The following is a 13,594-nucleotide window of genomic DNA, read 5'->3' on the forward strand; positions in this document are numbered from 1 at the left end:
TTGTTACTTTTCGCTAGCGAGCCAAGCGCAAGCTGCTACAACTGCAGCTGCTAATCCGCGATTAAGAGTGGGCTGCAAATCTGGGGCGAATGCCGGATTGTGATTTCCAGGAGCATTCTGCATATCCGCAAAACCACCTAAGCCCCAGTAAGCGTAAGGAGTTTTAAAAGCGTTCGCGACTATAGAAAAATCTTCCGAAGCAGAAGCGCGCGAAATATCTACAGAATCTTCTCCAAAGTATTCATCAAAAGCTTTACGCACGCGCAAAGACGCATTCTGATCATTATTCGTAAGCGGATAGCGATCATAATACGTAAACTCTGGTTCTTTAGGACATCTTGCAAGCTCGCACTCTCCACGCACAATTCGTTCAATAGCATTGTGCACAAATTCTTGAGTATCTTCGCTATAAGTTCTTGTGTTAATTAAAAGCTCGGCATCATCAGGAATAATATTCGACTTACTTCCTGCATTAAGCGCGCCAACTGTAACAATTGCGTAATCTTTAGCTGCAAGTTCGCGAGAAACAATCGTCTGCAATTTAAGCACAATTGATGAAGCAACAACCACCGGGTCAACGCTCAACTCAGGCATAGAACCATGCGAACCTTTACCAAAAATGTGCACGCGAATCGAAGCTGCAGTAGTTAAGAATGCGCCCGAACGAATACCGACTGTTCCTGCAGGAATAGCACCCAACACATGCTGACCAAGGTAAACGTCGGGCTTTGCAATCATGCTCGTAATGCCATTTTCCACCAAGTCTTTTGCGCCTTGAGCTGTTTCTTCTCCAGGCTGAAAAACGCCAATGTACGTTCCTCTCCAAGCATCTTTATGTTCATTAAAAGCCTTCAAGGCACCAAGTAGGCTGGAAATATGAAAATCGTGACCGCAAGCGTGTGAAACTCCAACCGTTTTGCCATTTTCGTCTTGCGTGCTAACTGTTGAAGCGTAATCTTTTCCTGAATTTTCTTTAATTGGAAGCGCATCGATATCCGCTCTCATAGCAACAACAGGACCTTCGCCGTTTTTAATCTCTGCCACAACGCCTGTTTTTCCAACTCGCTTTGTTTCAATCCCAGCTTTGCTAAGAATATCAATAATTGTTTGAGCTGTATGATCTTCTTTCATTGACAGTTCAGGATGTTGATGAAAGTATTTGTATTGTTTTTCTCGTTCTGCTTGGGTTTCATCTAAATCGGATAATATTTTCTGAACTGCCGTAAGTTGCAGCATAAATTCCTGCTTTCCTTTGTTTTATTATAACTTTTTTGAGTTTTGAGATTATTTGAGATTATCTGATTTCAGTTTTATTCTTCTTTATTCCGTTCGTTGAGAATTTTATCTACAAGCGCACTTTTTGCGTCAATTTGATTGCTAAAACCAGGGCGAATATCTAATTTTAGTATTACTCCGGTACGGTATCCTTTGCTGACTAAAGCCATTGTAGCGTCTTTTACAACGCGCATGACGTCATCAAATTCGCCCTCAATATTCGTGAACATTGCGTTAGTTTCGTTCTTTAATCCAGAATCGCGAATTACTTGTACGGCATCCGCCACGTACTCGCTCAACTCGTCTCCGACTCCGCTTGGAGCAATACACAACGCTGCGACCGTGTTAGTTCTGTGCTCGTTCATGTGGTCGTTTGTATTCCCGTTATTATTTTCACTCATAGTAACAATCCCTTTAAAATCGTAATCTTACGCAAATTTAGCAAAACAAGACAACGCCAAATAATGCGTCAACAAACTTATAAATTTGCGTTACTTTAACAGTTACTTTAACAATTTTACAAGCGTCACAGGGTTTTTCTATAATAGCAACGTTTTCACCCGAATTTTCTAGTTTTACGAAAAGGTGTATTGTGGCTGTTTCAAAGCTTGATGAAGTCGTCTCCTTGGCTAAGCGTCGAGGATTTGTGTTCCCAGCCGGCGAAATTTACGGTGGCACGCGTTCTGCGTGGGATTACGGCCCACTCGGTGTTGCGTTGAAAGATAATATCAAGCGCGAATGGTGGCGCTACATGGTGACCACGCGTGGAGATGTTGTTGGAGTGGATACTTCCGTTATTCTGCCTTCACAGGTGTGGGTTGCCTCCGGTCACGTTTCCGTGTTTAACGATCCTTTGATCGAGTGCTTGAATTGCCATAAGCGTCATCGTGCAGATAAGTTGGAAGAGTCTTATGCTGAAAAGCATGGCGACAAAATGCCAGAAAATGGCTTAAAAGACATTGCTTGCCCAGATTGCGGTACTCGCGGAAACTGGACTGAGCCACGCGACTTCAACATGATGCTTCGCACTCATTTAGGACCGGTTGAAGACGAAAATAGCTTGCATTATTTGCGTCCAGAAACAGCTCAGGGCATTTTCGTTGACTTTAAGAACGTCATGACTTCTACTCGTCAAAAGCCACCTTTCGGTATTGCAAATATTGGTAAGTCTTTCCGCAACGAAATTACGCCTGGAAACTTCATCTTCCGCACTCGCGAGTTTGAGCAGATGGAAATGGAATTCTTCGTAGAGCCTGGAACCGACGAAGCTTGGCACCAGTATTGGATTGACACTCGCGTGCGTTGGTATGTTGATTTGGGTGTGAAGCCAGAAAACTTGCGCATGTATGAGCATCCTAAGGAGAAGCTCAGCCACTATTCCAAGCGCACTGTCGATATTGAATACAAATTCGGCTTCCAAGGTTCGGATTGGGGAGAGCTTGAGGGTATTGCAAACCGTACTGACTACGATTTGTCTGCTCATGCTAAGCATTCCGGCGAGGATTTGAGCTACTTTAACCAGGCTACTGGCGAAAAGTATGTGCCTTACGTTATTGAGCCTGCGGCTGGTCTCACGCGCTCGCTTATGGCATTCTTGGTTGATGCTTACGACGTTGACGAAGCTCCAAACACTAAGGGCGGAGTTGACAAGCGCACTGTTCTTCGACTTGATCCTCGTTTGGCTCCTGTTAAAGCTGCAGTTTTGCCTTTGAGCAAGAAGCCAGAATTGCAAACTGTTGCTCGAGATTTGGCTGCAGATTTGCGTCAGCATGATTGGGTTATCGATTACGATGAGGCTGGTGCTATTGGTCGCCGCTATCGTCGTGAGGACGAAATTGGTACTCCTTTGTGCGTAACAGTCGACTTTGATACTTTGGAAGATCATGCTGTTACAATTCGCGAGCGCGACACTATGCAACAAGAGCGCGTTTCCTTGGACAAGGTTGCAGATTACGTTGCTAGCCGAATTAACGAAAAACGTGTTAAGTATCCGCAAGGTCCTGTTGAAATCGTTGGTACTCGTGCAGCCGACGGCGCTACGGATATTGCTAAAGAAGCTGGCGAAGACGAGTCTAAGCCTGTACAAATCGCTACTGCTGGCGGATTGTACTAATACGCGTTTGAGTAGTGCTTAAGCATTAATAAGCAAAATTATTATTATAGTGAACGGAGTTAAAGCAATATGAATTTTTCTATAAAACCAGTGGATTTAGGGAAAGTTCATATTGCAACTCCTGTTGTTCTATCTCCAATGGCTGGGATCACTAACTGGCCATTTCGCGTAATTTGCCGCGAATTTGGTCCGGACGGGCTTTACGTAGCAGAAATGATTACAGCGCGAGCTCTAGTTGCACGAAATCCAAAAGCGCTTAGACTTTGCCGTTTTGCTCCTAGCGAAAAAGTGCGCTCTTTGCAGCTTTATGGTGTAAATCCTTCTATTGTTGAGCAGGCAGCTCGAATTGTTGTCGACGAAAACATGGCTGACCACGTTGACTTAAACTTCGGCTGTCCAGTTCCAAAAGTGACGCGACGCGGCGGCGGTTCTGCTCTTCCTTGGAAAACTGATTTGTTGCAAGAAATTTTGCATCGCGTTGTTTCTGTTTGTGAGCCAGCAGGAATCCCTGTTACGGCTAAATTCCGTGTTGGAATTGACGAGAATCATGAAACTTTTATTCAAGCTGGTCATATTGCACAAGAAGAAGGATGCGCTGCTGTAACTTTGCATGCTCGCACAACTGCAGAATATTACGGTGGTCATTCAGACTGGCAGCGTATTGGTGAGCTTGTAGAGGCGCTGAATATCCCCGTTTTTGGCAATGGTGATATTTGGGGTGCTGAAGATGCGCTCGCAATGTTTAAGGAAACTGGTTGCGCTGGCGTTGCTATCGGTCGAGGATGCCAAGGTCGCCCATGGTTGTTTGCTGATATTCGCAATGCTTGCGAAGGTAGCGATAATCGTGTGAATCCTACTTTGGCAGAAGTTGGTTCCGTTATTTTGCGTCACTTGAAGCTTTTAGTTGAGTTTTATGATGGTGACGAGCGTATGGCTGTTCACGACTTGCGTAAGCATGTTGCTTGGTATTTAAAGGGCTTTCCTGTTGGTGGTGGCACTCGTAAAGCGTTTATGGAGTGCGAGTCGATTGAGGATGTTCAACGTAATCTCGATATGCTTGATGGTTCTCTTCGTTTGCCAGAAAAGGTGTTAGACACGCCGCGTGGACGAGTTAGATTTGCTAAAAAAGTTCATTTGCCGTATGGGTGGTTAGATTCTCGTACAACTAGTCACGAAGAGCGAGAGGCGTTATTTGGTGATGATCCAATGGATGCAAGTTACTAGTGTTTTCTAGGGCTTTCGTCATTTTTTTGCTCTGATTATTTCGAGAATATTCTATTAAAATCACCTTGTGCTCATATTTGCATATAGCACGGTGTATTATCAAAGCAGTGACATTTTTTCAGTTTATTGTGAAAACGTCGTCAGTATCGAGCGTTTTGCGCTAAAATATTGTGTAAACGTGCGTGAGTGACAGGAGATAACGGTGAGCGAGATTGCCCAGACTGACAATTTCAACGACAAAACCATCATCAAGGTAGTCGGCGTCGGTGGTGCCGGCGGTAACGCCGTCAATCGGATGATCAGCGAGGGCCTACAGAATGTAGAGTTTGTGGCCATTAATACTGACGCTAAAGATTTACTGCGTTCTGATGCTGATGTAAAGATTTCATTATCTGATGCTTCGAGCCGAGGCTTAGGCGCTGGTGCTGATCCTGAAAAGGGTGCTAAGGCTGCGCAGGATCATCAATCAGACATTGAAGAGGCACTTAAGGGTGCTGACATGGTGTTTGTTACCTGCGGTGAAGGCGGCGGCACAGGTACTGGTGCAAGCCCAATTGTGGCTCGTGCAGCTCATCAGCAAGGTGCTTTGACTATTGCTGTTGTTACACGTCCATTCGGTTTTGAAGGACCACAACGTGCTGCATCTGCAAAACTTGGTATCGAGAATCTTCGCAAAGAAGTTGACGCGTTGATTGTTATTCCAAACGATCGTCTTTTGGAAATTTCTGATCGTACTATTGGAATTATTGAAGCATTTAAGACGGCAGATACTGCGTTGCTCGCAGGTGTGCAAGGCATTACTGATTTAATTACCATGAATTCTTACATTCATGTTGATTTCTCTGATGTTACAGCTGTTCTTCGCGGAGCAGGTACCGCATTGTTCGGTATTGGTGCTGCAAAAGGCGAGGATCGTGCAACTCAGGCAGCTGAAATTGCTATTAGCTCCCCATTGCTGGAAGAAAGCATTGAGGGTGCTCACGGTGCTTTGATTAATATCGCAGGTCCAAGTGATTTGAAGCTTCAGGAAGCTTCTGCTGCAACTGAACTTGTTCGTAAAGCTATTCATCCAGAAGCTCAAATTATTTGGGGTCTTTCCCTCGATGATTCTTACGGCGATGAGGTTCGAGTTACGGTTATTGCTGCTGGATTTGATGCTCATCCTAAGGCGGAGGAGTCCTCAGCTAAAGCTGGTCAGTTTGTTGATATGCAAGCAGATGTTAAGCCTGTAGCTCCTGCACAGTCTACCTCATCTTTCAAAGAGGAAGCTCAAGCTGCTCCACAAGTAGAACAACCTGCTTCTATGCCTTCTATGTTTGAGCCTGCAATGAATCAGCAATATTCTCCTGCGGCAGCTCCTGTACAGCAGCCTGCTGAACCTGACGAATTAGATATTCCTGATTTTCTGCGTTAAGCGTGACGAGAGGAGGGTTGCTTCATGGCTGGCTTTATGAAGAACGTGATGTCATACGTTGGTATGGCAGATGTGCCTGAGGATGATGATTATGCTGAATCTGATGTTCAAGAAACGTCATTCGATAATGATCGCTCGGTAACTCCTGCTGTGTCGCAACATGGTAATGATTTACGTGGTGGTTCTGCTCGTGCGAATGCTAGTCGTATGAGTCGTATCACTACAATTCATCCTAAGTCTTACGATGATGCGCAAATGGTAGGTCGTGCTTTGCGTGACGGTGTTCCAGTGGTTTTAAACCTTACTGGTGTAACTGAATCGGTTGCGTATCGTATTGTTGATTTTTCTGCTGGAGTTGTATTTGGTGTTCGCGGTTCTATTGAGCGTGTGACTCCTAGGGTATTTTTGCTAAGCCCAGCACAAGTGAATATCAAAGTAGAGGATGCTCCGAACGACAATACTGCGCGTGACTTGTTCTCCTAAAAATTGTATTTGCTAAAGAATTAATTGAGCAGCGTTTGTTTAACAACTTTCGCTGCTTTTTTATACTTTTTGGTAGCATAAAAGCGATGCGTACGAGCATGACTAAAATCATGCGAATTTAAACTAAAGGCATGTAACCCAAATAACGAAAGTAATCTCATGAGCACTGAAAATGAAAACGAAAACACTATGCAAGCCAAGCAACGCACTGTATTGTCATTTGTGCGTCGTTCTGGGCGCTTAGATGCGCGTTTACAGCACGCTCAGGAGCGTTATGCAAGTCAGTACCTGCTAGACGTTACTGAAGCGCCTGGCTCATTTAGATTGCGCGAAAATTTGAATATTACGCATGATTGGATTAGCGATAAGTGGGGGAATGATAATCCGCTTATTGTTGAAATTGGTTCCGGGCAAGGCGAAAACATTGTTGCCGCAGCTGAACGTTTGCCGGAAACTAACTTTTTAGCGCTTGAAGTTTATGATCCAGGCGTTGCTCACACAATGCTTCTTGCTGGAAAGCAAGGTTTGACTAATCTTCGTATTGCGCAAATTAACGCTCCTGATTTCTTCGCTGCGTGCGACTGCGGAGTTTTAGAAGAAGTTTGGACTTTCTTCCCGGATCCATGGCCTAAAATGCGCCACCATAAGCGTCGTATTGTGCAGCCAGAGCTTGCCTCTACAATACACCAGGCGTTGCGTAGAGGGGGTGCGTGGCGCATTGCTACAGATATTGAGGACTACGCTTTGCATGTGCATGAGATTATGGATTCTCGCGAAGATTTTGCAAATATTGGCGAATTAAGCGCAAGTCTTCCAATTGAGCATGTAGGGAAAGGTACAGCTGATACTGCAGCAGCTCTTCCGCACGCAGATTTTAGCGAGTCTGAGCGCTTTGCTGGTCGAGTTCTTACGAATTTTGAGCGCAAAGGCTTGGAAGCTGGTCGCACGATTCACGACTTCACCTACATAGTACAATAATGCTTTGCCGCCGCTGTTCTCGTAGCTTTGCAGTTGTACTTAGCCTCAACACGCCGTGAGTTGCGCGACTCTTTTTTGAGTGTTAATATCATATGGTTTGGTTCGAAGCCCCCTTCGTCTAACGGTTAGGACACCAGACTTTCAATCTGACAACAAGAGTTCGACTCTCTTAGGGGGTACAAATTACAACGCCGCTGGGTTTCCAGCGGCGTTTTTCGTTTTTCGTATTTCTGATTTTTGTATTTCTATTTTTACTGCTTACCCTATTTTTGCGCAGCAATTAGTTTTTCATATATTTTTTCTATAAATCGATATAACATCTGACAATGTATTAAATATCACAAAAGGTATGTTGTGCTTTTTAGAGATGATACACTTTCTCATTGGTACTTCTGCCCGGGCTGCGTAGGTCAGGAAGTATTCAATTCAGTAATTTACAATGCGCAGCAGCTTAAAAAGGATTTCCTATGAGCGATATTTTCAATACAAATAATAATGGATTAGAATCATCTAATTGTGTAACGGATCAAGTGGATAGTAATGCTGCTTTTAGTATTAATAGGGTTGTAAGCATGCGTTGGCGTGTTGCAGATATCGCATTAGGTGCTGCTCTTGCTGCTGTTTTTGGCGTTATCTTGTATGGCTATGGCTTGGTGTTTATTCCTTTGATTCGTACTTTGAATGCAGCTGTTCTTCCTGGTTTTGCAAGCATCACGCATGGTGTTTGGTATTTGTCTGGAACTCTTGCAGTTTTGCTTATTCGTAAGCCAGGTTCTGCAGTGTATGTAAATGTTGTTGCAGCATTTGTACAGGTGCTTCTTGGAACTCCGTTTAATATGCGAGATACGCTTATTTCCGCACTTTTGCAGGGTGTGTTTGCGGAGATTCCGTTCTTAATTTTCCGTTTGCGAAAGTTTAATTTGACTTTAAGCGTTGTATCTGGATTATTGGTAGCGTTTGAGTATGGAGTTTACTTAACATTTACTAAGTATCAAGGTAAGGCTCCAACTTATATTACTATTCACATGCTTAATGAGCTTATTAGTGGATTGCTGCTTTCTGGAGTGCTTGTGTGGTTTGTGTATTTAGCTTTGCGCAAAACTGGTGCTCTTGATAACTTCGCATCTGGACGTTCTGACCGAGCTTGAAATCATCTGGATTTCAAGCTCCTTCAGAGCGTCGAGCTTGCTCAGGTTGAAAGCACACCGTGCTTTCAACGCAAGCGAGGTCTGCCTTCGTCGTTATTGACGGAGGCAGATTTTGGTTGGTGTGGTTTTGTGGCGGGTTTTGTTTTTGTTTGTTTGGATTTTGACCGAGCTTGAAATCATCGGTATTTCAAGCTCAGTAATCCTAAGCAAGGTCAAAAATTCGACTCACTGAGTTGGCGACGTTTATGGGTATGTGCTAATCTAGTCGTTGCTAACTTTGTTAGCGTGGGGCTTTAGCTCAGTCGGTTAGAGCAGCGGACTCATAATCCGTCGGTCCAGGGTTCAAGCCCCTGAGGCCCCACAAGATATTAATAATGCCACTTCATTATGGTTTATGAAGTGGCATTTTTGTATCTTATAATTTAAATTTTATTTTTTGTTCTATTTGTTATTTTCTGCCAATGACAAGTAATCTGGTATTTGTTTTGGATACTTAGGCCATGCTCCTTCTTGAGTGCACACGAATGCTGCAGTATTAACAGCTGCGCGATGCGCCTCTTGTAAGCTTTCTCCTTTAAGAATATGCGCTGTGAATGTTCCTGAGAACGAGTCCCCAGCACCAACTGTGTCAAGAACGTCAACGTGTGGAGTTGGGATAGTTGAGCTTTCTCCAGTGCTAGTAGTAATCGTACTAAAAGTAGAGCCGCCTGTAAGAATCACATAATCTAGTGCATAACGAGCTTGGAACCACTTGCAAGCTTCCTCGTCTGAAGTGTCGCGAATATTGAACATGTCGCGCAATAAGAATAGTTCCGAATCGTTAAGCTTAAATACTGTGGCTTCTTGAAGTAATGTGTCAATAAGATCCTTAGAGTAGTGATCGCTTCTAATATTAATGTCGAAGAACTTCATTGCTCCAGGCTTAGTATGCTTTAACAATTGTAAAATTGTGTCGTGAGTTTCTTGAGAACGTAAGCTTAGAGTGCCAAAACATACTGCATCTGCTCGTTCTACTAAATCAATGAGTTCTCGAGTGTAAAGAATATGATCCCATGCTATATTTCGTAGAATAGTGTACTCTGGTATTCCATTTTTTAGTGTTACTTCTACAGTGCTTGTTGGCCAAGCGTTGCGTTGAATAATTGAAGCGATGCCAGCTTTGTTTACTTTGTCAATCAGCTCATCGCCGAGTTGGTCTTGACCAACAGCACTAATCATGCAACTTTGCGCTCCGTGACACTGTGCGTGATATGCAAAATTTGCTGGCGCTCCGCCAACACGTTTTCCGTGTGGGAGTAAATCCCATAAAAGTTCGCCGAGTGAAAGAACAATTGGCTTAGTCATAAATATTCCTTTCGCGCGCGTCAGTGCAGCAAATTTGTAGAGCTATACTTTTTACTAAATATCTTCTCGCTTCTTCAAAAGCATTTTGATGCAAATTTTGCTTGTAAAAATGCTATATAAACAATTATGGTGCGCCCTTTCGATAAGTAACATGCGCAATGCGTGTTACGTTTCTATAGAGCGCACCATAAGTGCCATATTGCGTACGTTTAACTTAGCTTATGCTGGCGTACTATATTATTATTTCGTTTTATTATATTTTTCTATTATTTTGATTTGCTGCTTAATGTTGGAAAATATCACTTTTGTGAGCTTGTTCAGCCATCCATGCTTCTACATCATCGATTTGCTTTGGAATGTCAATAGAAAGCCATTCTGGACCGTTTTCAGTCATTAGCACATCATCTTCAATACGAATTCCAATTCCGCGCATTTCTTCAGGAAGCATCAAATCGTTAGCTGCAAAGTATAATCCTGGCTCAATAGTGAATATCATTCCTGGAGTAATTTTTGCGCCCTGATAAGACTCATAGCGTGCTTGTGCGCAATCGTGCACATCCAAACCAAGATGATGAGCCACGCCGCAAGCGTGCCAACGACGATGCTGTTGACCTTCTGGTGAAAGTGATTCTTCAACGCTAACTTTCAAAATTCCCCATTCGTGTAAGTGTTCGGCTAGAACGCGCATGCAAGCATGGTGAATATCGGAGTAGGTTGCACCTGGCTTAGCTGCCTCAAAACCGGCTTGTTGAGCGTCAAGAACGCACTGGTAAAGCTTCTTTTGCAAGTCAGTGAATTTGCCATTTGTTGGGAAAGTTCGTGTAATGTCAGCAGTGTAGAGGCTGTTAACTTCAACGCCGGCATCAATAAGTAGCAATTCTCCGCTGGAAACAACGCCAGTATTGCGCATCCAGTGCAAAATTGGTGCGTGCTTGCCTGAAGCAACAATAGTGTCGTAGCCTACTTCGTTCCCTTCCTCGCGAGCAACAGAATTAAAAGCACCCTCAATCATGCGCTCGGAATGCTCATGACCTAAAGCATTAGGCAAACGCGTAAGCATGCGGTCAAAACCAAGTTTTGTGGCTGCAATAGCTTTGCGCATTTCGCGAATTTCGTAGTCGTCCTTAAGCATTCGTGCTTCTGCAGCGAATTCGTGCAATTTGTCGTCTGCGCAAGTGTTTGCATCTTCATCAGTAAATCCACTTGCTTCGCGCATTGTTTCAACTTTTGCAGTAAGCTCAGGATCCGTTTCTCGAACAATTCGCACGCGAATGCCCTCACCATTAGCGTCGTCGCTTACATTCTTTGCAATAGCGTCGTCAAGTTCTGCAATATCGCGCGTTTCAATGCCGGTCATTGCTTTAAGTTCTTTTAAGCCTGCACGAGGGCCAACCCAATATTCTCCATAGTGAGGATCCTTATAAAATGCTGAAGTGCTGTTATCTGCGCGTGGAGCTACAAAAAGCTCAGGTACATGTGTTTTTCCAGCCTTAGCTTCTTCGCTATCTTTGTTGACTGGCTCCATAACAAGCACAGCACCAGCCTCATAGTCTTGACCTAATCCAGTGTAGTAGGCAAATGTAGTGTCTGGGCGGAAAGCATAATCACAGTCGTTATTACGCACCTTTGGTTGTCCTGCAGGAATAACTAAACGTTCGCCTGGGAAACGTTTTGAAAGAGCCTCTAAACGAGCTGGAATATACCTACTAGATTCAAGAGCCTTAACTTCTGGCTCCTGGTTATCCCAGTTATTCGTCATAAAATCTTTAAAAGAATCACTGTTTGGACGAAGTGAACGGTTATTTACACGATCTTCTGTCTTTTGTGTTCCGTCAGCCTTTAGCTCTTCGCCGTGCTCAGTTGGCGTATATTCTGCCATTATGAGGCTCCTTAATTTTTGCTTGTTAATTTTTGCTTGCGCAAATTATACAAATAGTAAATAAACAGTCAATAAACTAACATAGTCTTATTTAGTGTTTTATGCGAGTTTTTTAGTGCAAAATAGCAAGATTTTATACGCAATTTACAAAGTGCGTATAAAACGCTTTTGCTATGTGAATATTGTCACAACATATTTATATGCGTGTGTTGTTGGTATCAACTAATCTAGATAGTTGGAAAATGAGTGAGCGAGCGTAAAAATTAGGGGGAGTAGTTATGTCTATTGAAAATCCAAATCGCAATAATGAGCGAATTGTTGATATTGAACGCAACATTATGAGCCGAGCTCCAGAACATAATAAAACTAATCTCGACTTGGACCGCATGCGTCTTATTCTCGATATTTTAGGTCATCCAGAGAAGTCTATGCGTGTTATTCACATAACTGGTACGAACGGCAAAGGTTCTACTGCTCGAATGGCTGAGTCGATTTGTCGAGCATACGGTTTGCGAACCGGATTATATACTTCTCCACATTTGGAGCGCGTAAACGAGCGCATTATGATTGACGGACAGGAAATTAGTGACGATCAGTTCGTTGATGTGTGGGATCAAATGAAAGACATTATCGACATGGTTGACGCTCGCATGGAGGCTGACGGTAAGCCAAAAATGAGCTTTTTTGAAGTGCTTACAGCCATGGCAATTTGGGCTTTTGCGGATGCTCCTGTTGATGTTGCTGTTATGGAAGTTGGCATGGGTGGTGAATGGGATGCCACCAATGTTATGAATGCTGATGCTGCAATTATTGGGCCGGTTGATATGGATCACATGCAATGGCTTGGAAACACTGTTGAAGAGATTGCTCGCACGAAGGCTGGTATTATCAAGCCAAATTGCACTGTTATTTTGGGTCCTCAGCCGCATGAAGCTAAGGTTTTGCCAATTATTAAGGAAGTTGCGGAGCGCAATCATGCTACATTATTGCGCGATTCTTCTTATGGAGATGGCGAGCTTGAAGTTGTGTCTCGTACTCCTGCAGTTGGCGGACAGGTTGTTACTTTGCGCACGCCTCTTGGCACTTATGAGGATGTTCCGATTGACAAGTTTGGCAAACATCAGGCTCATAATGCTTTGGCAGCTCTTGCTGCTGCAGAGGTTGTGCTGCCTGTAAATGGTGCTTTGGATGGCGATTTAGTTGCAGAGGCTTTAAGCCAGGTTAAGGTTCCTGGTCGTATTGAGCAGGTTCGTACTTCGCCTACGATCATTATTGACGGTGGACATAACGTGAATGCTGCTGAGTCTCTTCGCGAAACTATTGAAGAAAACTATCATTTTGAGCAGCTTATTGGCGTTGTAGCAATGATGGCAGATAAGCAAGTTGAAGAATACTTGGGTGTTCTTGAGCCTATTTTGACGAAGATTATTGTTACGCGTAATTCTTGGCGCGACCGTGTAATGGATCCGGAAGAACTCGAAAAGATTGCTGTAGGCGTATTTGGCGAGGATCGCGTAATTCGTGTTGACGAGCTTCCGGATGCTATTCAAACCGCTGTTGATTTAGTTGATGAAGACGATGAGCTTGGTGTGGGCTATGGTCACGGAGTGCTTATTTGCGGTAGTTTCGTTACTGCAGGAGACGCGCGCACAATGCTTGTCGAGCACGTGAATCCGGATTTAAAAAAGCCAAAGGATCAGCGCGTAGCAATCCATCCAAATATTGACGAATCCTGA

Annotated in this window: 11 protein-coding genes and 2 tRNA genes; 9 read left to right on the plus strand and 4 right to left on the minus strand. The window is 43.8% G+C overall.

The annotated features are described in order from the left end of the window. Window positions 1-3 precede the first annotated feature (3 nt). Window positions 4-1,236 carry a M20 family metallopeptidase gene (locus HXT47_RS02380; RefSeq protein WP_410294647.1) on the minus strand — a complete coding sequence of 411 codons (1,233 nt, stop codon included), beginning with the start codon at window positions 1,234-1,236 and terminating at the stop codon, window positions 4-6. A 74-nt stretch (window positions 1,237-1,310) separates the two neighbouring features. Further along, window positions 1,311-1,676 (minus strand): MTH1187 family thiamine-binding protein, encoded by a 366-nt coding sequence (locus HXT47_RS02385; RefSeq protein ID WP_116442637.1) that lies wholly within the window; start codon window positions 1,674-1,676, stop codon window positions 1,311-1,313. Between the two features lie 191 nt (window positions 1,677-1,867). Here HXT47_RS02385 and HXT47_RS02390 point away from each other — a divergent pair, with 191 nt between their 5' ends. From HXT47_RS02390 to HXT47_RS02425, 8 genes are all read left to right on the plus strand, one after another. Next, window positions 1,868-3,388, plus strand: coding sequence for a glycine--tRNA ligase (locus tag HXT47_RS02390; RefSeq protein ID WP_116442638.1), 1,521 nt, complete (start codon window positions 1,868-1,870; stop codon window positions 3,386-3,388). Window positions 3,389-3,457: 69 nt separating this feature from the next. Next, window positions 3,458-4,612, plus strand: a complete 1,155-nt coding sequence (gene dusB, locus HXT47_RS02395; protein WP_004573903.1) for a tRNA dihydrouridine synthase DusB — start codon at window positions 3,458-3,460, stop codon at window positions 4,610-4,612. 202 nt (window positions 4,613-4,814) lie between these two features. Beyond that, window positions 4,815-6,026, plus strand: coding sequence for a cell division protein FtsZ (gene ftsZ / locus HXT47_RS02400; RefSeq protein ID WP_032835254.1), 1,212 nt, complete (start codon window positions 4,815-4,817; stop codon window positions 6,024-6,026). Between the two features lie 24 nt (window positions 6,027-6,050). Beyond that, a complete protein-coding gene (locus HXT47_RS02405; protein ID WP_004105139.1) occupies window positions 6,051-6,509 on the plus strand; it encodes a cell division protein SepF in 459 nt (152 codons plus the stop codon). A gap of 159 nt (window positions 6,510-6,668) precedes the next feature. Beyond that, window positions 6,669-7,487, plus strand: a complete 819-nt coding sequence (gene trmB / locus HXT47_RS02410) for a tRNA (guanosine(46)-N7)-methyltransferase TrmB (protein ID WP_116442639.1) — start codon at window positions 6,669-6,671, stop codon at window positions 7,485-7,487. 107 nt (window positions 7,488-7,594) lie between these two features. After that, window positions 7,595-7,666 (plus strand) — tRNA-Glu (locus HXT47_RS02415). A 288-nt stretch (window positions 7,667-7,954) separates the two neighbouring features. After that, window positions 7,955-8,635, plus strand: coding sequence for an ECF transporter S component (locus HXT47_RS02420; protein ID WP_032842304.1), 681 nt, complete (start codon window positions 7,955-7,957; stop codon window positions 8,633-8,635). Between the two features lie 287 nt (window positions 8,636-8,922). Continuing rightward, window positions 8,923-8,996: transfer RNA gene (locus HXT47_RS02425), tRNA-Ile, on the plus strand. Between the two features lie 80 nt (window positions 8,997-9,076). On the opposite strand, the gene HXT47_RS02430 is transcribed toward HXT47_RS02425, so the two are convergent. Further along, the gene (locus HXT47_RS02430) at window positions 9,077-9,979 is read right to left on the minus strand and encodes a carbohydrate kinase family protein (protein ID WP_004105130.1); all 903 of its coding nucleotides are present in this window, start codon (window positions 9,977-9,979) and stop codon (window positions 9,077-9,079) included. Between the two features lie 283 nt (window positions 9,980-10,262). After that, the gene (locus tag HXT47_RS02435; protein WP_004573905.1) at window positions 10,263-11,858 is read right to left on the minus strand and encodes an aminopeptidase P family protein; all 1,596 of its coding nucleotides are present in this window, start codon (window positions 11,856-11,858) and stop codon (window positions 10,263-10,265) included. Window positions 11,859-12,136: 278 nt separating this feature from the next. Between HXT47_RS02435 and HXT47_RS02440 the strand changes: the two genes are divergently transcribed. Then, entirely contained in the window at window positions 12,137-13,594 is a 1,458-nt protein-coding gene (locus HXT47_RS02440; RefSeq protein WP_421789237.1) for a bifunctional folylpolyglutamate synthase/dihydrofolate synthase, read from the plus strand.

Origin of the sequence: Gardnerella sp. DNF01205, assembly GCF_049244135.1 — a bacterium.
GTDB classification, from domain to species: domain Bacteria; phylum Actinomycetota; class Actinomycetes; order Actinomycetales; family Bifidobacteriaceae; genus Bifidobacterium; species Bifidobacterium leopoldii.

Excerpts from the sequence above, each read along its gene's own strand:
- HXT47_RS02430 (WP_004105130.1), bottom strand. The coding sequence starts at position 9,979 with ATGACTAAGCCAATTGTTCTTTCACTCGGCGAACTTTTATGGGATTTA.
- HXT47_RS02385 (WP_116442637.1), bottom strand. The coding sequence starts at position 1,676 with ATGAGTGAAAATAATAACGGGAATACAAACGACCACATGAACGAGCAC.
- HXT47_RS02440 (WP_421789237.1), top strand. The coding sequence starts at position 12,137 with ATGTCTATTGAAAATCCAAATCGCAATAATGAGCGAATTGTTGATATT.
- HXT47_RS02405 (WP_004105139.1), top strand. The coding sequence starts at position 6,051 with ATGGCTGGCTTTATGAAGAACGTGATGTCATACGTTGGTATGGCAGAT.
- trmB (WP_116442639.1), top strand. The coding sequence starts at position 6,669 with ATGAGCACTGAAAATGAAAACGAAAACACTATGCAAGCCAAGCAACGC.
- HXT47_RS02380 (WP_410294647.1), bottom strand. The coding sequence starts at position 1,236 with ATGCTGCAACTTACGGCAGTTCAGAAAATATTATCCGATTTAGATGAA.
- dusB (WP_004573903.1), top strand. The coding sequence starts at position 3,458 with ATGAATTTTTCTATAAAACCAGTGGATTTAGGGAAAGTTCATATTGCA.
- HXT47_RS02435 (WP_004573905.1), bottom strand. The coding sequence starts at position 11,858 with ATGGCAGAATATACGCCAACTGAGCACGGCGAAGAGCTAAAGGCTGAC.
- HXT47_RS02420 (WP_032842304.1), top strand. The coding sequence starts at position 7,955 with ATGAGCGATATTTTCAATACAAATAATAATGGATTAGAATCATCTAAT.